General features: G+C 63.4%; 15 protein-coding genes and 1 riboswitch. Of the genes, 9 read left to right on the top strand and 6 right to left on the bottom strand.

The genetic code is table 11. The features are described 5' to 3' along the window. The first annotated feature begins 19 nt into the window (after window positions 1–19). The 4 genes from CH266_RS09265 to CH266_RS09250 all read left to right on the top strand — a co-directional run bounded on the left by CH266_RS09265 (window position 20) and on the right by CH266_RS09250 (window position 3,171). Complete coding sequence (locus CH266_RS09265; RefSeq protein WP_027494280.1) at window positions 20–883, top strand: TauD/TfdA dioxygenase family protein; 864 nt, start codon at window positions 20–22, stop codon at window positions 881–883. Between the two features lie 81 nt (window positions 884–964). Then, window positions 965–1,492, top strand: a complete 528-nt coding sequence (locus CH266_RS09260; protein WP_032364956.1) for an Rv0361 family membrane protein — start codon at window positions 965–967, stop codon at window positions 1,490–1,492. A 45-nt stretch (window positions 1,493–1,537) separates the two neighbouring features. Then, window positions 1,538–1,951, top strand: coding sequence for a rhodanese-like domain-containing protein (locus tag CH266_RS09255; RefSeq protein ID WP_094651939.1), 414 nt, complete (start codon window positions 1,538–1,540; stop codon window positions 1,949–1,951). Then, window positions 1,948–3,171: an O-succinylhomoserine sulfhydrylase gene (locus CH266_RS09250; RefSeq protein ID WP_094715245.1), complete on the top strand. Its 1,224-nt coding sequence runs from the start codon at window positions 1,948–1,950 to the stop codon at window positions 3,169–3,171. The genes CH266_RS09255 and CH266_RS09250 overlap by 4 nt, the downstream gene beginning before the upstream one ends. Window positions 3,172–3,176: 5 nt before the next feature. Here CH266_RS09250 and CH266_RS09245 read toward each other — a convergent pair whose 3' ends face one another. The 4 genes from CH266_RS09245 to CH266_RS09230 all read right to left on the bottom strand — a co-directional run bounded on the left by CH266_RS09245 (window position 3,177) and on the right by CH266_RS09230 (window position 5,942). After that, window positions 3,177–4,250, bottom strand: a complete 1,074-nt coding sequence (locus CH266_RS09245; RefSeq protein ID WP_094715141.1) for an isochorismate synthase — start codon at window positions 4,248–4,250, stop codon at window positions 3,177–3,179. Further along, window positions 4,250–5,065, bottom strand: a complete 816-nt coding sequence (locus tag CH266_RS09240) for an HAD-IIA family hydrolase (protein ID WP_094715140.1) — start codon at window positions 5,063–5,065, stop codon at window positions 4,250–4,252. Before CH266_RS09240 ends, CH266_RS09245 begins: the two co-directional genes overlap by 1 nt. A gap of 33 nt (window positions 5,066–5,098) precedes the next feature. Continuing rightward, on the bottom strand, window positions 5,099–5,440 hold the full coding sequence (locus CH266_RS09235) for a WhiB family transcriptional regulator (protein ID WP_441347043.1): 342 nt from the start codon (window positions 5,438–5,440) through the stop codon (window positions 5,099–5,101). A gap of 100 nt (window positions 5,441–5,540) precedes the next feature. Continuing rightward, window positions 5,541–5,942 carry a hypothetical protein gene (locus CH266_RS09230; protein WP_094715139.1) on the bottom strand — a complete coding sequence of 134 codons (402 nt, stop codon included), beginning with the start codon at window positions 5,940–5,942 and terminating at the stop codon, window positions 5,541–5,543. Between the two features lie 156 nt (window positions 5,943–6,098). Further along, window positions 6,099–6,193: riboswitch (SAM riboswitch) on the top strand. Window positions 6,194–6,403: 210 nt separating this feature from the next. Here CH266_RS09230 and CH266_RS09225 point away from each other — a divergent pair. From CH266_RS09225 to CH266_RS09210, 4 genes are all read left to right on the top strand, one after another. After that, complete coding sequence (locus tag CH266_RS09225; RefSeq protein ID WP_441347044.1) at window positions 6,404–7,267, top strand: amino acid ABC transporter permease; 864 nt, start codon at window positions 6,404–6,406, stop codon at window positions 7,265–7,267. Further along, window positions 7,264–8,061, top strand: coding sequence for an amino acid ABC transporter ATP-binding protein (locus CH266_RS09220; RefSeq protein ID WP_032371471.1), 798 nt, complete (start codon window positions 7,264–7,266; stop codon window positions 8,059–8,061). Before CH266_RS09225 ends, CH266_RS09220 begins: the two co-directional genes overlap by 4 nt. 42 nt (window positions 8,062–8,103) lie before the next feature. Then, on the top strand, window positions 8,104–9,078 hold the full coding sequence (locus tag CH266_RS09215; protein WP_094715137.1) for an ABC transporter substrate-binding protein: 975 nt from the start codon (window positions 8,104–8,106) through the stop codon (window positions 9,076–9,078). Window positions 9,079–9,153: 75 nt separating this feature from the next. Beyond that, the gene (locus CH266_RS09210; RefSeq protein ID WP_094715136.1) at window positions 9,154–9,678 is read left to right on the top strand and encodes a GNAT family N-acetyltransferase; all 525 of its coding nucleotides are present in this window, start codon (window positions 9,154–9,156) and stop codon (window positions 9,676–9,678) included. A gap of 51 nt (window positions 9,679–9,729) precedes the next feature. Here CH266_RS09210 and CH266_RS09205 read toward each other — a convergent pair whose 3' ends face one another. Further along, window positions 9,730–10,068: a TfoX/Sxy family protein gene (locus CH266_RS09205; RefSeq protein WP_032364963.1), complete on the bottom strand. Its 339-nt coding sequence runs from the start codon at window positions 10,066–10,068 to the stop codon at window positions 9,730–9,732. Window positions 10,069–10,214: 146 nt separating this feature from the next. Beyond that, window positions 10,215–12,044, bottom strand: coding sequence for an HNH endonuclease signature motif containing protein (locus tag CH266_RS09200; protein ID WP_094715135.1), 1,830 nt, complete (start codon window positions 12,042–12,044; stop codon window positions 10,215–10,217). A 371-nt stretch (window positions 12,045–12,415) separates the two neighbouring features. Here CH266_RS09200 and CH266_RS09195 point away from each other — a divergent pair, with 371 nt between their 5' ends. Further along, window positions 12,416–12,922: a hypothetical protein gene (locus tag CH266_RS09195; protein ID WP_141214515.1), complete on the top strand. Its 507-nt coding sequence runs from the start codon at window positions 12,416–12,418 to the stop codon at window positions 12,920–12,922. The last annotated feature ends 76 nt before the right edge of the window (window positions 12,923–12,998 follow it).

The raw sequence follows: 12,998 nt of genomic DNA, 5'->3' as shown, positions 1-12,998 counted from the left end.
CTCTCGGATTCGAGGACACATGACCACTCTGGAACAGACAGTTTCGCTCACTCTCGACAAGTTCGGCCCGAGCTTCGGTGCCGAAGTCATCGGCCTCGATGTCGCGTCCGCCTCCGATGCGCAGATCCACGCCGTCCGCCGAGCACTCGTCGAGCACAAGGTTCTCGTGCTGCGAGGTCAGTCGATCGACGACGCAGGCCACATCGAGTTCGGCCGCCGGCTCGGTGACCTCACCGCCGGTCACCCCGTGCACGACAGCGGCCACGTCGCCCCCGAGGTCTACGCCCTCGACAGCCAGGACAACGGATTCGCCGACGTCTGGCACACCGACGTGACGTTCATGGAGCGCCCACCGATGGGGTCGATCCTGCGGCCCGTCGTACTACCGCCGCACGGCGGCGACACCAACTGGGCCGACAGTCAACTCGCCTACGAGTCCCTGTCCGCGCCGGTTCGCCGAATGATCGACGGACTCAACGCAATTCACGACGGCAACCGGGAGTTCGGCTACTACCTCGCGCAGAAGCGAGGCGGTAAGGGCAACGTGTGGGACGGCAAGGAAGTGACCGCGCTGGTCCCCGTCGAACATCCCGTCGTGCGGGTGCATCCGGAAACCGGCCGCAAGGGGTTGTTCGTCAATCCGGGTTTCACCTCCCACATCGTGGGCGTCTCGGAGGCGGAGAGCCGCGGAATCCTGGATCTGCTGTACGCGCACCTCACCAAGCCCGAGCACATCGTGCGCCACCGTTGGCGTCTGGGAGATCTGGTGCTGTGGGACAACCGCAGCACCTCGCACTATGCCAACCGCGATTACGGCACCGAGCACCGCAAGATGCATCGCATCACGCTGAAGGGCGACATCCCCGTCGGGCCCACTCGCTGAAGGACCCCACTCACTACGAGGACCCACTCACTGCAGGACCCAGCTGAACGCAAACCCGTCGGATCGAGGAAGATTGCCTACATGGCGTCGTGGAGTGAACGTAGGCAGCAGTGGGTCGACAGTCGTGAGGAAGCGCGCAACAACGCATCTCAGGCGGCTGCCGACTCCGGTGAGCAGCGTCCGCCCACCGCGTGGCCGTTCATCATTGCCGCGGGCATCGTCGTCGTGCTGCTCGTCGGCATCTTCGCGGCGTCCAAGTTCGCCCCCGCGGAGGACAACGTGACGCAGGCGCAGTTGCTCACCGACGCCGTCGACGGTTTCCTCGAAGCACAGAACACCGGCGACGCGGATCTGCTGCGTGCGAACACGTGCGCCGATCAGGTCGAGCGCCTGATTCCCGGCGACGACGCCCAGTACCGCACCGACCGCGCAGGCGACGTGGAACGCAACGGCGAGACGTCGATCGACGGAGTGCCCACGGGGTACGAGGTCAACGGCGACCGCGGCGTCGTCACGGTACCGCTGAAGGAAGAGAAATCCGGAGCGCGATCCGACGACGAATGGAAGTTCGTGCGGGTGAACGACACCTGGTTGGTGTGCAATGTCTGATCTCGGTATGTGTGTCGTAACAGCAAGTGACGGAAGGCTGATCCAGTGACCTACGCAGGTGACATAACCCCGCAGGCGGCGTGGGAGTTGTTGCAGAGCAACCCCGATGCCGTTCTCGTCGACGTCCGCACGCATGCCGAGTGGCAGTACGTCGGCGTACCCGACACCTCCGCCATCGATCGCCCGACCCACTTGATCGAGTGGGTGAGCTACCCCGACGGCGCTCGCAACACCGACTTCGTCGACGAGCTGAAAGCCGCAGGCGTGGACGGCGATCGGCCGGTGGTGTTCCTGTGCCGCTCCGGTCAGCGATCCATCGGTGCCGCCGAGGCGGCCACGGCTGCGGGAATCGGCCCGTCCTACAACGTGCTCGACGGTTTCGAAGGTGCCACCGATGCCGACGGCCACCGCGGTGCCGTGGGGTGGCGTGCGGTCGGGTTGCCCTGGAGGCAGTCGTGACGAACATTCCCAGAGGCGGGGGTTTTCAGAAGCCGCTACCCGACGGTGTGGGTCAGGGAACGCTGGGAGTTCGCGGCGGTCTGATGCGATCGGGCTTCGACGAGAACGCCGAAGCGCTGTATCTCACTTCGGGTTTCGTCTACGAGAGTGCCGGTGCCGCCGAGCAGGCGTTCACCGGTGACATCGATCATTTCGTGTACTCGCGCTACGGCAACCCGACGGTCAAGATGTTCGAGGAGCGGTTGCGGCTGATCGAGGGTGCCGAGGCGTGTTTCGGCACGTCGAGTGGAATGTCGGCAGTGTTCACCGCGCTCGGCGCACTGTTGAAGGCCGGCGATCGTTTGGTCGCTGCGCGTAGCCTTTTCGGTTCCTGTTTCGTGGTGTGCAACGAGATTCTGCCGCGCTGGGGCGTCGAGACCGTCTTCGTCGACGGCGAGGACCTCGAGCAGTGGGAGCAGGCGCTGTCGGTGCCGACGACCGCGGTGTTCTTCGAGACCCCGTCCAATCCGATGCAGTCGCTCGTCGATGTCAGGCGGGTGTCCGAGATGGCGCACGCCGCCGGCGCAACGGTGGTGTTGGACAACGTGTTCGCGACGCCTCTGCTGCAGCGCAGTCTCGAACTCGGTGCCGACGTGGTGGTGTATTCCGGCACCAAGCACATCGACGGTCAGGGCCGGGTACTCGGCGGTGCGATCCTGGGATCGAAGGAGTACATCGACGGTCCGGTGCAGACGCTGATGCGGCACACCGGGCCTGCCCTGAGCCCGTTCAACGCGTGGACGTTGCTCAAGGGACTCGAGACCATGCCGGTGCGCGTGCGGCATTCAGTGAACTCCGCGCTGCAGATCGCCGAATTCCTCGAAGGGCATTCGGCGGTGCGGTGGGTCAAATACCCGTTCCTGCCGTCACATCCGCAGTACGAGCTGGCGACGTCGCAGATGTCGGGCGGCGGCACGGTCGTCACGTTCGAGCTCGATGCCCCCGAGGGCGCAGGCAAGCAGCGTGCTTTCGAGTTGCTCGACGGCCTGAAGATCGTGGACATCTCGAACAACCTCGGCGATTCCAAGACGCTCATCACCCACCCGGCCACTACCACGCACCGCGCGATGGGGCCGGAAGGTCGTGCCGCAGTGGGTATCACCGATGGCGTCGTGCGGATCTCCATCGGTCTCGAGGACACCGAGGACCTGATCGGGGATCTGGACCAGGCGCTGAAGTAGCTGGGTCAGTTCTCGAAGACGCTGAGTACCGTTCTGAACTTTGCCGTGGTTTCGTCCAGCTCGGCGTCGGGGTCCGAGTCGGCGACGATGCCCCCGCCGGCTGTGGCGGTACCGGACAGGCCGTCCGCGGTGAGTTCGATGCACCGGATCGCGACCATCCATTCACCGTCCCCGCTGCCGTCGGTCCATCCGAGCGCACCGGCGTAGAAGCCGCGGGATCCCTCGATCTCGGTGATCGCTCTCATGGCGGCGGCGCGGGGAACACCGGCGACGGCAGCGGTGGGATGCAGCGCCAATGCGAGGTCGAGGGCCGACGTCGACGGGTCGGCCAACGTACCGACGATCGGCGTGGACAGGTGCCACAGCTGCGGAGTGCTGCTCAGCTGAGGTGTCGCGGGTACGTCCAGTGTTTCGCAGAACGGCGCCAGTGCTGCCTTGATCTCGTCGACGACGAAGCGATGCTCGGCCTGGTCTTTCGCGCTGGCCGCCAGTGCCGCCGAGATACGCGCGTCCTCGTCGGGGTCGGTGGAGCGTGCGGCCGTCCCGGCGAAGGGATGGCAGCTGACGACGTTGCCGCGTTTGCGCACCAGCAGTTCGGGGCTTGCGCCGACGAGATGTCTGCCGGACTCGTCTGTGGGCGAGAGGTCTGCGAGAAATCCGTTTCCCATCGGATCGCGAGTCACCAACGCGCTCAACACCGCTGACGGATCGATGGGCGACTCTGCGGCCAATTCGATCGCTCGTGCGAGCACGATCTTCTCGGCGACACCGGCTTTCACACGCCGCACGACCTCGCGTACCCGTTCGACGTGCACGTCCGGCTCGGGGATCTGGCGTTCGACGGTGACGGACGGAAGTGGCGGCTGAGCATCCGGTACCGCCCACGCACCGGCGCGTCGGTAGAACTCCGCCGGCTCGATCAGCGCGGTGGCGTCGGACATGTCGAAAGGCAGTACCCCGACGACGTTTCGGCCTTGCTGTACCGCCGCGACTGCGTCGGCGACGTCCGGAAACTGTTGCTGCACTCCCAAGCCGACGACGTGATGATCCTGCCGAGACAGAACGAATCGGAGCTTCATCAGAACGGGCTCTGTGTGCGGCCCACCAGGTCTGCGACGGAATCGAGCACTTTCGTCGGACGGTACGGGTACTGCTCGACGGACTGCACGGTCGAAATGCCGGTCAACACCAGAATGGTCTGCAATCCGGCTTCGAGGCCGGACAGCACGTCGGTGTCCATCCTGTCGCCGATCATCAGAGTGTTCTCGGAGTGCCCGCCGATGGCGCGTAGAGCCGAACGCATCATCAACGCGTTGGGCTTGCCCACGTAGTACGGCTCTTTGCCGGTGGCCTTGGTGATGAGTGCGGCGACCGAACCGGTCGCGGGCAGCGAACCCTCGCGCGACGGACCGGTCGCGTCGGGGTTGGTGGCGATGAAGCGTGAACCCTTCTCGACGAGACGAATGGCGGTGGTGATGGCCTCGAACGAGTACGTTCGGGTCTCCCCGAGCACCACGTAGTCGGGGCTGGAGTCGGTGAGGGTGTAACCGATGTCGTGCAGCGCGGTGGTCAGACCGGACTCGCCGACGACATACGCACTGCCGCCGGGCCGCTGATTGCCGAGGAAGGTGGCGGTGGCGAGAGCAGAGGTCCAGATCGACTTCTCCGGAATGTCCAAGCCGGTGAATGCGAGACGTGCGCGCAGGTCACGTGGGGTGCGGATCGAGTTGTTCGTCAACACGATGAACGGGATCTCGTTGGCCTGCAGCTCGGCGAGGAACGTGTCGGCACCGGGGATCAGGTGATCCTCGTGGACCAGAACTCCGTCCATGTCCATCAGGTACGTCCACGGCAGGGGCTTCTCGATATCGGTCACCCCTCCATTGTGGACCATCCGGCGACCTGCGGACCATCTTCTGGTCGCGGCCTAACTTGCCCGCCGCTCGTGGTCGCGTCGCGAGTTGGCCCGATGCACCAGCCGTTCGCGGGCCGTCATGCCGCCCCACACTCCGAACGGTTCGTTGGCTGCCAACGCGAACCGCTTGCAGGCGTCGAGCACTCCGCAGCCGGCGCACACCTGCTTGGCGAGATCCTCGCGTTGGCGACGTGCCGTTCGCCCCTCACCCGAGGGGGAGAAGAAGATCTCGGAGTCCTGACCCCGGCACAGTGCGTCGAGCTGCCAGTCCCAGGATTCGGCGGTGGACGAGGAAATCCTGCGTTCGATCATGGCAATTGCGGTGTTCTTCGACGGGGCAGATTCGTTCGGCATCGTGGCGACCCAGTCCTTTCGTCGACGCTGTCGCTAGAAACCCTTGCCGCGTCGAAGGCGCGAGGCAATGGTTGAAATCAGGGTGATTCGAGACCGCGGTTCAGGACACGTCGGGGGTGTACCGATAGAGGGCGTTCACTCGGTCGTCCAGCATGAACAGCGGAAGGATCACAGCCTGGATCGCGGCGACCACGGCAGGGAGATAGTCGCCTGCGACGACACACACGAGACTGCCGAGACCGAACAGAACAAGCGTCATACGGGGAAGCAGCAACGTCGGCTTCCGGTCAGTTCGCTTGAGTCCGTAGACAATCGCGGCCGCGACCGCCACGAGAATGGCGCTGTGAGCGGCCAGACGTATCGAATCGGACGTCTCGGCCATTCGGAATGTGCCGATCACGACCAGCGAACCGAGAAAGACAACACTCGCTGCGTTCAGCTGCTGATAGCGCGGCGTTTTTCGAAAGCCATCGTCACCGATCCTGGCTTTCCGCACGTGCATGGGTCGAATTCTCGCACGAGGGTGGTGGAGTTCGTCGACCCTCTACAGATCCAACCCGGGGGCGGTTGCGCCGGTGGCAAGGGTTGAAATCATCGTGATTGTAACCGAATGCGCACGTGCACTTGACTTTTCGATAGATTGTTCTGTACGTTCCTGTCACCATCCAGAGCGACCGAGAGACCTTGGCTCGATGACGTCGCAGCAACCCCGCCCTTACGGCGTGTGGGTGCTACCGCCAGGACCGATGGAGGCACGCCCGATGAACATCTGTATCTGTACGCACGCTTGACCGATCGGCGTACTCACAGCACGAAATCTTCGAAAGGCAACCCAGCGATGATCGCTGCCCATCCGACCCGGCGGTTCCGGTGACTCAACTCGACTCTCGACCCGTTGCGGATACGACGGACGACATTCCCGACGAACAGCTCGTCGTTGCACGCACGTGGCACCCGTGGCGCTTGGTGATCGCGGTCGCAACGCTGATCGTGGTCGGTCAGTTCCTGCACGGCTTCGTCACCAACCCCGGCTGGGATTGGGGCACCTTCGCGCAGTACTTCACTGCAGCATCGGTGATGTCGGCGCTATGGTTGACCATCCAGCTCACCTTCTGGGGAACGCTGATCGGTTTCGCCATCGGTATCGGCCTGGCGGTGGCCCGGCTGTCCGACAATCCTGTGCTGCAGGTTATTTCCTGGTTCTACATCTGGGCCTTCCGTTCCATCCCGTTGATCGTGCAGCTTCTGTTCTGGTTCAATATTGCGTACCTGTACCAGACTCTGTCGTTGGGAATTCCGTTCGGTCCCAGCTTCTTTCAGTTCGACGTCAACAACGTCATCAGTGGATCGACGGCGGCCATCATCGGGCTGGCCCTGCACCAAGCGGCCTACTCCGCCGAGATCGTTCGGGCCGGCATCATCTCGGTGGACCAGGGGCAACTCGAAGCCGCAGCAGCGCTGGGGATTCCGAAGAGGCGGGAGTTCTTCAAGATCGTTCTGCCGCAGGCGATGCGAGGGATTCTCCCCAACGCAGCCAACGAGGTGATCAGTCTGTTCAAAGGCACGTCGATCGTGTCGGTGATGGCCATTGCCGAATTGTTCTACCAGGTGCAAGTCATATACGGACGCAACGGGCGCGTGGTTCCGCTGCTCATGGTCGCGACCGTCTGGTACATCATTCTGACGTCGGTGCTGTCGATCGTGCAGTTCTACGTCGAGCGGCACTACGCCAAGGGCGCGGTACGCAACATTCCGCTGACGCCGATCCAGCAGATACGCCACAAGCTCTCCAACGTCACCTTCGCGCCGAGAGGGGCAACCCGATGACCACTCTTGATGCCTCCACATCCACTGCCGCAACGAGATACGCGGTCGAGGTGCGCGGCGTCCACAAGTCCTACGGCGGGCTCGAGGTGCTCAAAGGCGTCGACCTCCTCGTACGTCCCGGTGAGGTGACCGCGATTATCGGCCCCTCGGGTTCGGGCAAGTCGACCCTGCTGCGCGCTCTGAACCATCTGGAGAAGGTGGATCAGGGCACCGTCCGGATCGACGGTGATCTGGTGGGATATCGGCGCAAAGGCAACAAACTGCACGAACTCAGCAACAAGGAGATTCTGCGGCAGCGTTCCCAGATCGGTTTCGTGTTTCAGAACTTCAATCTGTTTCCTCACCTGACGGTCCTCGAGAATGTCATCGAAGCCCCGATCTCTGCGCAGAAGCGCACGCGTTCCGACGTCGAACCCGAGGCGCTGGCTCTCCTCGAACGAGTCGGGGTGCACGCGAAAGCCCATGATTATCCGCGACGACTCTCCGGCGGACAACAGCAGCGGGTCGCCATCGCGCGTGCACTTGCCCTGCGTCCCACAGTCATTCTGTTCGACGAGCCGACGTCAGCGCTCGACCCCGAATTGGTGGGAGAGGTTCTCGAGGTCATCCGCGGCCTGGCACGCGATGGTGCCACCCTGGTGATCGTCACGCACGAGGTCGGGTTCGCCCGCGAGATCGCCGACACCGTCGTCTTCATGGATGGCGGCGTCATCGTCGAACAAGGCTCTCCTGCAGAGCTTCTCGATTCACCCCAGGAGGAACGCACCAAGTCGTTCCTCGCTCACGTTCTCTAGCTCTCACTCATGCTTCACCTGCACCCACGAACGGGGAAAGTCATGTCCGGATCATCTCGTAGGCTCGCGGTAGTAGCGTCGGCATTCGCTGTCCTGGCACTCACTGCGACAGCATGCAGCGAGCCCACTGCCGAATCTCAGGTCGTCACCGAGGACGGCGGATCGTTCGATCTTTCACCCGAGCAGGCCGACCGCGTTCGCGCCCAGAAGGTCGACGAGATCGCAGCCGAAGTGCCGCAAGCGATTCGTGATCGCGGCACGCTGATCGTCACCGGGTCGGGCGGTACCGCACCGCCGCTGCGTTTCTACGCGACCGACGACACCACCATCGTGGGGTCCGAGGTGGACTTCTCGTACCTGATCGCCGACATTCTCGGTCTCGACGTCGATCTTGAGGTCGCAGATTGGTCGCAGAACTTCGTGAAGATCGACTCCGGCGAGAACGACGTGTTCATCTCCAATGTCACCGTCACCGAGGAGCGCAAGGACAAGTACGACTTCGCGACCTATCGACTGGACAACCTCGCTTTCGAGGCGCAGAAGGACACCGATTGGACAGTCGAGAAGCGTCAGGACATCGCAGGCAAGAAGATCGGGGTCGGCTCCGGTACCAACCAAGAGCAGTTGCTGGTCGACTGGAACGAGCAGAACGTAGCCGAGGGTCTGGCTCCAGCCGAGATCGCTTATTACCAGAACACCTCCGACTACTACCTGGCGCTCGGGTCAGGCCGTATCGACGGGTACCTGGGACCGAATCCGTCCGCGGTTTATCACGCGGCAACCGGTGGTGAAACCAAGATCATCGGCACGTTCTCGGGTGCCGGAGATGCGCTGCAGGGTGAGATAGCAGTACTGACCAAGAAGGACAACGGGCTCATCGACGCCGTGCAGGACGCAGTGAACCACGCCATCGAGGACGGCAGCTATCAGAAGGTGATCGATCGTTGGGGCCTGCAGTCCGAGGCAGTGACCGAGTCCGTCATCAACCCGCCCGGGCTACCCCGCAAGGAAGGTTAGACAACTGAGCAGAGGTGACGTCGGCCGGGAAGCTGGTCGCTGATCTGGTCGACAGTTAATCGAGACAGGAAGCACATGAGCGCGACGTTCGATGTCAACATTCGCAGTGGTGACACGGGTCCAGGACGCGTGGACTTCGTCGAGGTCGATCAGCACGATCGGCTGGCGATGCCCCTGCTGCAAGAACTGGCGATCGAATATTCGTCCCGGTACGGCCGGAGCCCCGGTGTCCAATACGAGGAACTGAAGTCCTATCCTGCCCGGGAGTTCGCACCGCCGGGTGGTGTGTTGGGAATTGCTTTGGCCGATGGCGTTCCTGTTGCCGGAGGTGCGTACCGGAAATTCGACTCGGAAACCGCAGAGCTGAAACGTATTTGGACATCGAAAGTGCACCGCGGCAGGGGATTCGGCAGACTCGTCGTGGCCGAGCTGGAACGCAGCGCACGTGATCGCGGATATCGCAGGGTCTACCTGACGACCGGCTGGAATCAGCCCGAGGCCGTTGCGCTGTACCTGGCAGCTGGATACACCCCGCTCTACGACCGAAGTTTGCCATCCAGAACAGTCGGATCGCACCCCTTCGAGAAGAGTCTCGAATGAGCCCGGTTCAGTGATGCCCGAGTGGGGTGCGGTGTCGCCGAGCAATGTTTGTCAGCCCGACGTGTCGGCGTGGTGTTCCAGAGCTGCACCGACCCAGAACTGCAGTGCCTGTTCGCTCGTCAGCGCTTCTGCATCGACGGTGATCCAGCCTTCACCCATCGACCGCCCCTTGCCCATGACGGCATGGTGGGCCCCATCGAGCTGGAGGTATTCGGGTTCGCGTACCCCGTCCACACGAACAAGCAAGGCACGGTTTTCGGTGCCGACACACACCACCATTCTGTCTCGCACCATGAACGCCAGACCGCCGAACATCTTCTGCTCACGCAGACTCTCCTGGTCCCAGAGAGCGTCGCGGATGCGGTCCGCAAGAAGCTCGTCGTACGCCATGCGCTCGTACTCCTCCTGTGATGGTTGTATCGATGGAACCCCCTGGTCGTGTCGAGCGCAACTGTGGGTCAACGCAATGGGGGATTCGGTATCCGCGTTGCAGTCCTGCCGGAGGCAGGGCTGTGCCGTGGTGGTGGTGTGGGGCGTCATGCGGGTTGTCGTGGTTCTTCGTCTCCGGTGTCGCCTGTGTCGTTGTGGTGGTCGGGTGGGTAGAGGACTTCTTCGGGGTGGTGTGCGTGGTTGATCAGCCCGCGGCGCTTCGAGTCCATCCCTGTTGGTGGGTGCCACAGGGTGCGGCCCGGGTATCTGTGTCGCGCTGTGGTTTTGGTGGTGGCCCACTTTCCGGGACCGGTGCCGACGAGTGCGTGGTGCATGTCGCATCCGAAGGTGAGGGAGTCGATGTCGGTGGGTCCGCCCTCGACCCAGTCGTCGAGGTGATGTGACTGGCACCAGGTCGCGGGGCGGGTGCAGGAGGGGAAGCTGCAACCCCTGTCTCGGGCGATGAGGACGATGCGTTGGTCGGCGGAGGCGACGCGTTTGGATCGGCCGAGGTAGAGGGCTCTGCCGTTGTCGTCGAAGATGGTGAGGTAGTGGTGGGCGTGCGAGGCCATGCGGATGGCGTCGCGGATCGAGACGCGGGATCCGGTGGCGGTCATGGCGTAGCCGCAGCCTGATTCAAGGTCTTTCAAACTCATGGTGACGATGGCGGTGACGGGTAGGCCGCGGTGGGTGCCGAGGGTGCCGGAGGCGAGGGTGTGCCGGAGCGCCATTTTCAGGGCATCGTGGCGGCGTTCGTTCTGGGTGCGTCGATCCCGTGCGGCGGCAGCGTCGCGAGCAGCGGTGTCCGATGCGTCGGCGTCGGCGTGGCCGCAGGGTTCAGCAGCGCTGTCGGAGCCGGCATCGTCGTTGGTGTCGGCCGTGCTGTGTGGCGTTGTGCCGCAACCACAGTCGTCACCGTCGCACTCGCCGCAGTCGCCTTCGCAGCAATCCTCGTCACCGCAGTCGTCGTCACTGTCGTAGTTCGTCTCATCCCACAAGCCCGCATGACTGGACCCGGCATCGCCAGGAAAGGGCTCGGGCGTCGGCGTAGTAGCGCTGCCGTTCCCGCCGTTGTCATCACCGTCGGCCTCGTATTTGTCGTCGTCACGTTCATCCTCGTGGACGATCGATGTCGGGTCGGCAGGGTTGTTGACTCCCGGCTTCGCGGCCTTGGAGAACAAGGCTTCGAGGTAAGCGCGTAGCTCGGAGTCGACGCAGAACTTCCCCTCGGACATCCCGTCGGAACCCTGCTCACCGAGGTAGAAGAACGCATCCCGTTTCCGCGGCCTCGGCTTCGCGTTCTTGTCCTCGTCTTCGTCCTCGTCGAAGTCGCCGTCGGGGTCGAGGATCGAGTCCAGATGCGCCACCAGTGGCGCGAAGTCGTCGGGCCGCCTCGTCGAGGCGAGACCCACCAACTGCTGTTCGGCGCGATCGCGGGTCTGCGGATCGACACTCGACGGCAGATGTCGGAAGAATTCGCGGATCATCTGCACATGCTGGGCATCGAGCAACCCTGCCCGCACCGCTGCAGCGGTGTGCGGCAACAACGGAGGCAGCATTTCGCCGGACAATGCGGTGCGATCCCCCAACTCCGCCGCCAGACGCACCCGCGCACCGGCCGCGCGTGGGGTGATCCGCAGCATCCACGCCACCGAGCACGGCACCGACCCCGGATACACGTCGAGGCCGTGCTGTGCGATCAGCTCGTTGAGCCAGGTGTGCGAATACGCCGTCACAGACCGCGACACAGTTTCCATGCGTTGGATCACCGCACGCCGGTCGGCATTCGACCATGCCACCGACGCCTGCCCCGCCAACTCGGCGACCGCCGACTCCACCGCCTCGACCAACCCAGCCAAGACAGGGTCGGACACAGCAGGGGCAGGCGGCACCGTCTCGATGCCGTCCACCCCTGATCCGCCGTCCCCCGAAAGCATGAACAGAATCTACCGCGACCCACCGACAAGTATTCGAACGTACGTTCCCGCATCATTTGGCTGTCGCTGCGGCCCAGCTGGAGTCGGAGCGCGGCACTATGCGGCCAATTTACATATGGACCAAAAGTGTGACGTTGTCGGTTTTGTACAACCACGAGTCGCGAAGATGCTGGTGGCGGCGTTCAATATCTCCCAAGGCGGACGTAACGACCACAGCAGCGTTGCTTGCATCGGTGACGAAAGCCCCTGCTCGACGGTATCTCCGAACGCGACTGTCGAGCCGGTGTCCAATGTTGTGTGTTGACCCAGTGGGGATGATCGACATGAACGACTCGTGTGGCTCCGCGCTTTCGTGCAGTTCGCCCAAGGACATGATCACCCGTCTCCAGTTCGGCACCGCCGACCTGTGGCCAGAGGACGCGGCGCTTCCTGCCCGCTGGCGCTACATGGCCGATCTGGTCGACTCCGATCGCGGTATTCTCGCTGAGCTCCACGGTTCGGTGTCGACGCAGGTGGCGGATGCTCTCGCTGCGGCTGCGGAACTGTGCAGACAATCGGCCGATGAGCCTGTGACCGCCGGAGACTGGGCGCTACTCGGACGAGCACTGGCGTGGCTCGGCCCCGGCGGTTCCGATATCGATCGCGCGTTGCTTGCTGTGGGAGAAGAATTGACACTGATCGGTCTCGACGGTGCGGAACAGGATTTCTCGGTCGCGACCTGGCTCTGCATGGACGTCCTCGTCCGATTCGCTCATGCCGGCGAAGCGATCGACTACTGGGTGCACCGCGTGAATGCGCCAGAGTTGAACAAAGTTGCGTCGCATGATGATTCGAGATCTTGCGCGAGTGGGAGCGCTGGACTGGCGCTGGCCGTCTGAACGGTAGGCGTCGGTCCGACCGCGCTTCTCGCGTCCATTATCGGCGGGTTTTCCTACCCCGGTTGGCAACCGGGGC

The organism is Rhodococcus sp. 06-1474-1B, assembly GCF_002258885.1.
Lineage (GTDB): Bacteria > Actinomycetota > Actinomycetes > Mycobacteriales > Mycobacteriaceae > Rhodococcoides > Rhodococcoides fascians.
Note: the sequence above shows the minus strand (reverse complement) of the source record. Positions and strands in the feature narration are given on the sequence as shown.

What these genes read in the sequence shown, in the direction of transcription:
- CH266_RS09265 (WP_027494280.1), top strand. Translation starts at nt 20, where the DNA reads ATGACCACTCTGGAACAGACAGTTTCGCTCACTCTCGACAAGTTCGGC.
- CH266_RS09260 (WP_032364956.1), top strand. Translation starts at nt 965, where the DNA reads ATGGCGTCGTGGAGTGAACGTAGGCAGCAGTGGGTCGACAGTCGTGAG.
- CH266_RS09245 (WP_094715141.1), bottom strand. Translation starts at nt 4,250, where the DNA reads ATGAAGCTCCGATTCGTTCTGTCTCGGCAGGATCATCACGTCGTCGGC.
- CH266_RS09240 (WP_094715140.1), bottom strand. Translation starts at nt 5,065, where the DNA reads ATGGTCCACAATGGAGGGGTGACCGATATCGAGAAGCCCCTGCCGTGG.
- CH266_RS09235 (WP_441347043.1), bottom strand. Translation starts at nt 5,440, where the DNA reads ATGCCGAACGAATCTGCCCCGTCGAAGAACACCGCAATTGCCATGATC.
- CH266_RS09230 (WP_094715139.1), bottom strand. Translation starts at nt 5,942, where the DNA reads ATGCACGTGCGGAAAGCCAGGATCGGTGACGATGGCTTTCGAAAAACG.
- CH266_RS09220 (WP_032371471.1), top strand. Translation starts at nt 7,264, where the DNA reads ATGACCACTCTTGATGCCTCCACATCCACTGCCGCAACGAGATACGCG.
- CH266_RS09215 (WP_094715137.1), top strand. Translation starts at nt 8,104, where the DNA reads ATGTCCGGATCATCTCGTAGGCTCGCGGTAGTAGCGTCGGCATTCGCT.
- CH266_RS09210 (WP_094715136.1), top strand. Translation starts at nt 9,154, where the DNA reads ATGAGCGCGACGTTCGATGTCAACATTCGCAGTGGTGACACGGGTCCA.
- CH266_RS09205 (WP_032364963.1), bottom strand. Translation starts at nt 10,068, where the DNA reads ATGGCGTACGACGAGCTTCTTGCGGACCGCATCCGCGACGCTCTCTGG.
- CH266_RS09200 (WP_094715135.1), bottom strand. Translation starts at nt 12,044, where the DNA reads ATGCTTTCGGGGGACGGCGGATCAGGGGTGGACGGCATCGAGACGGTG.
- CH266_RS09195 (WP_141214515.1), top strand. Translation starts at nt 12,416, where the DNA reads ATGATCACCCGTCTCCAGTTCGGCACCGCCGACCTGTGGCCAGAGGAC.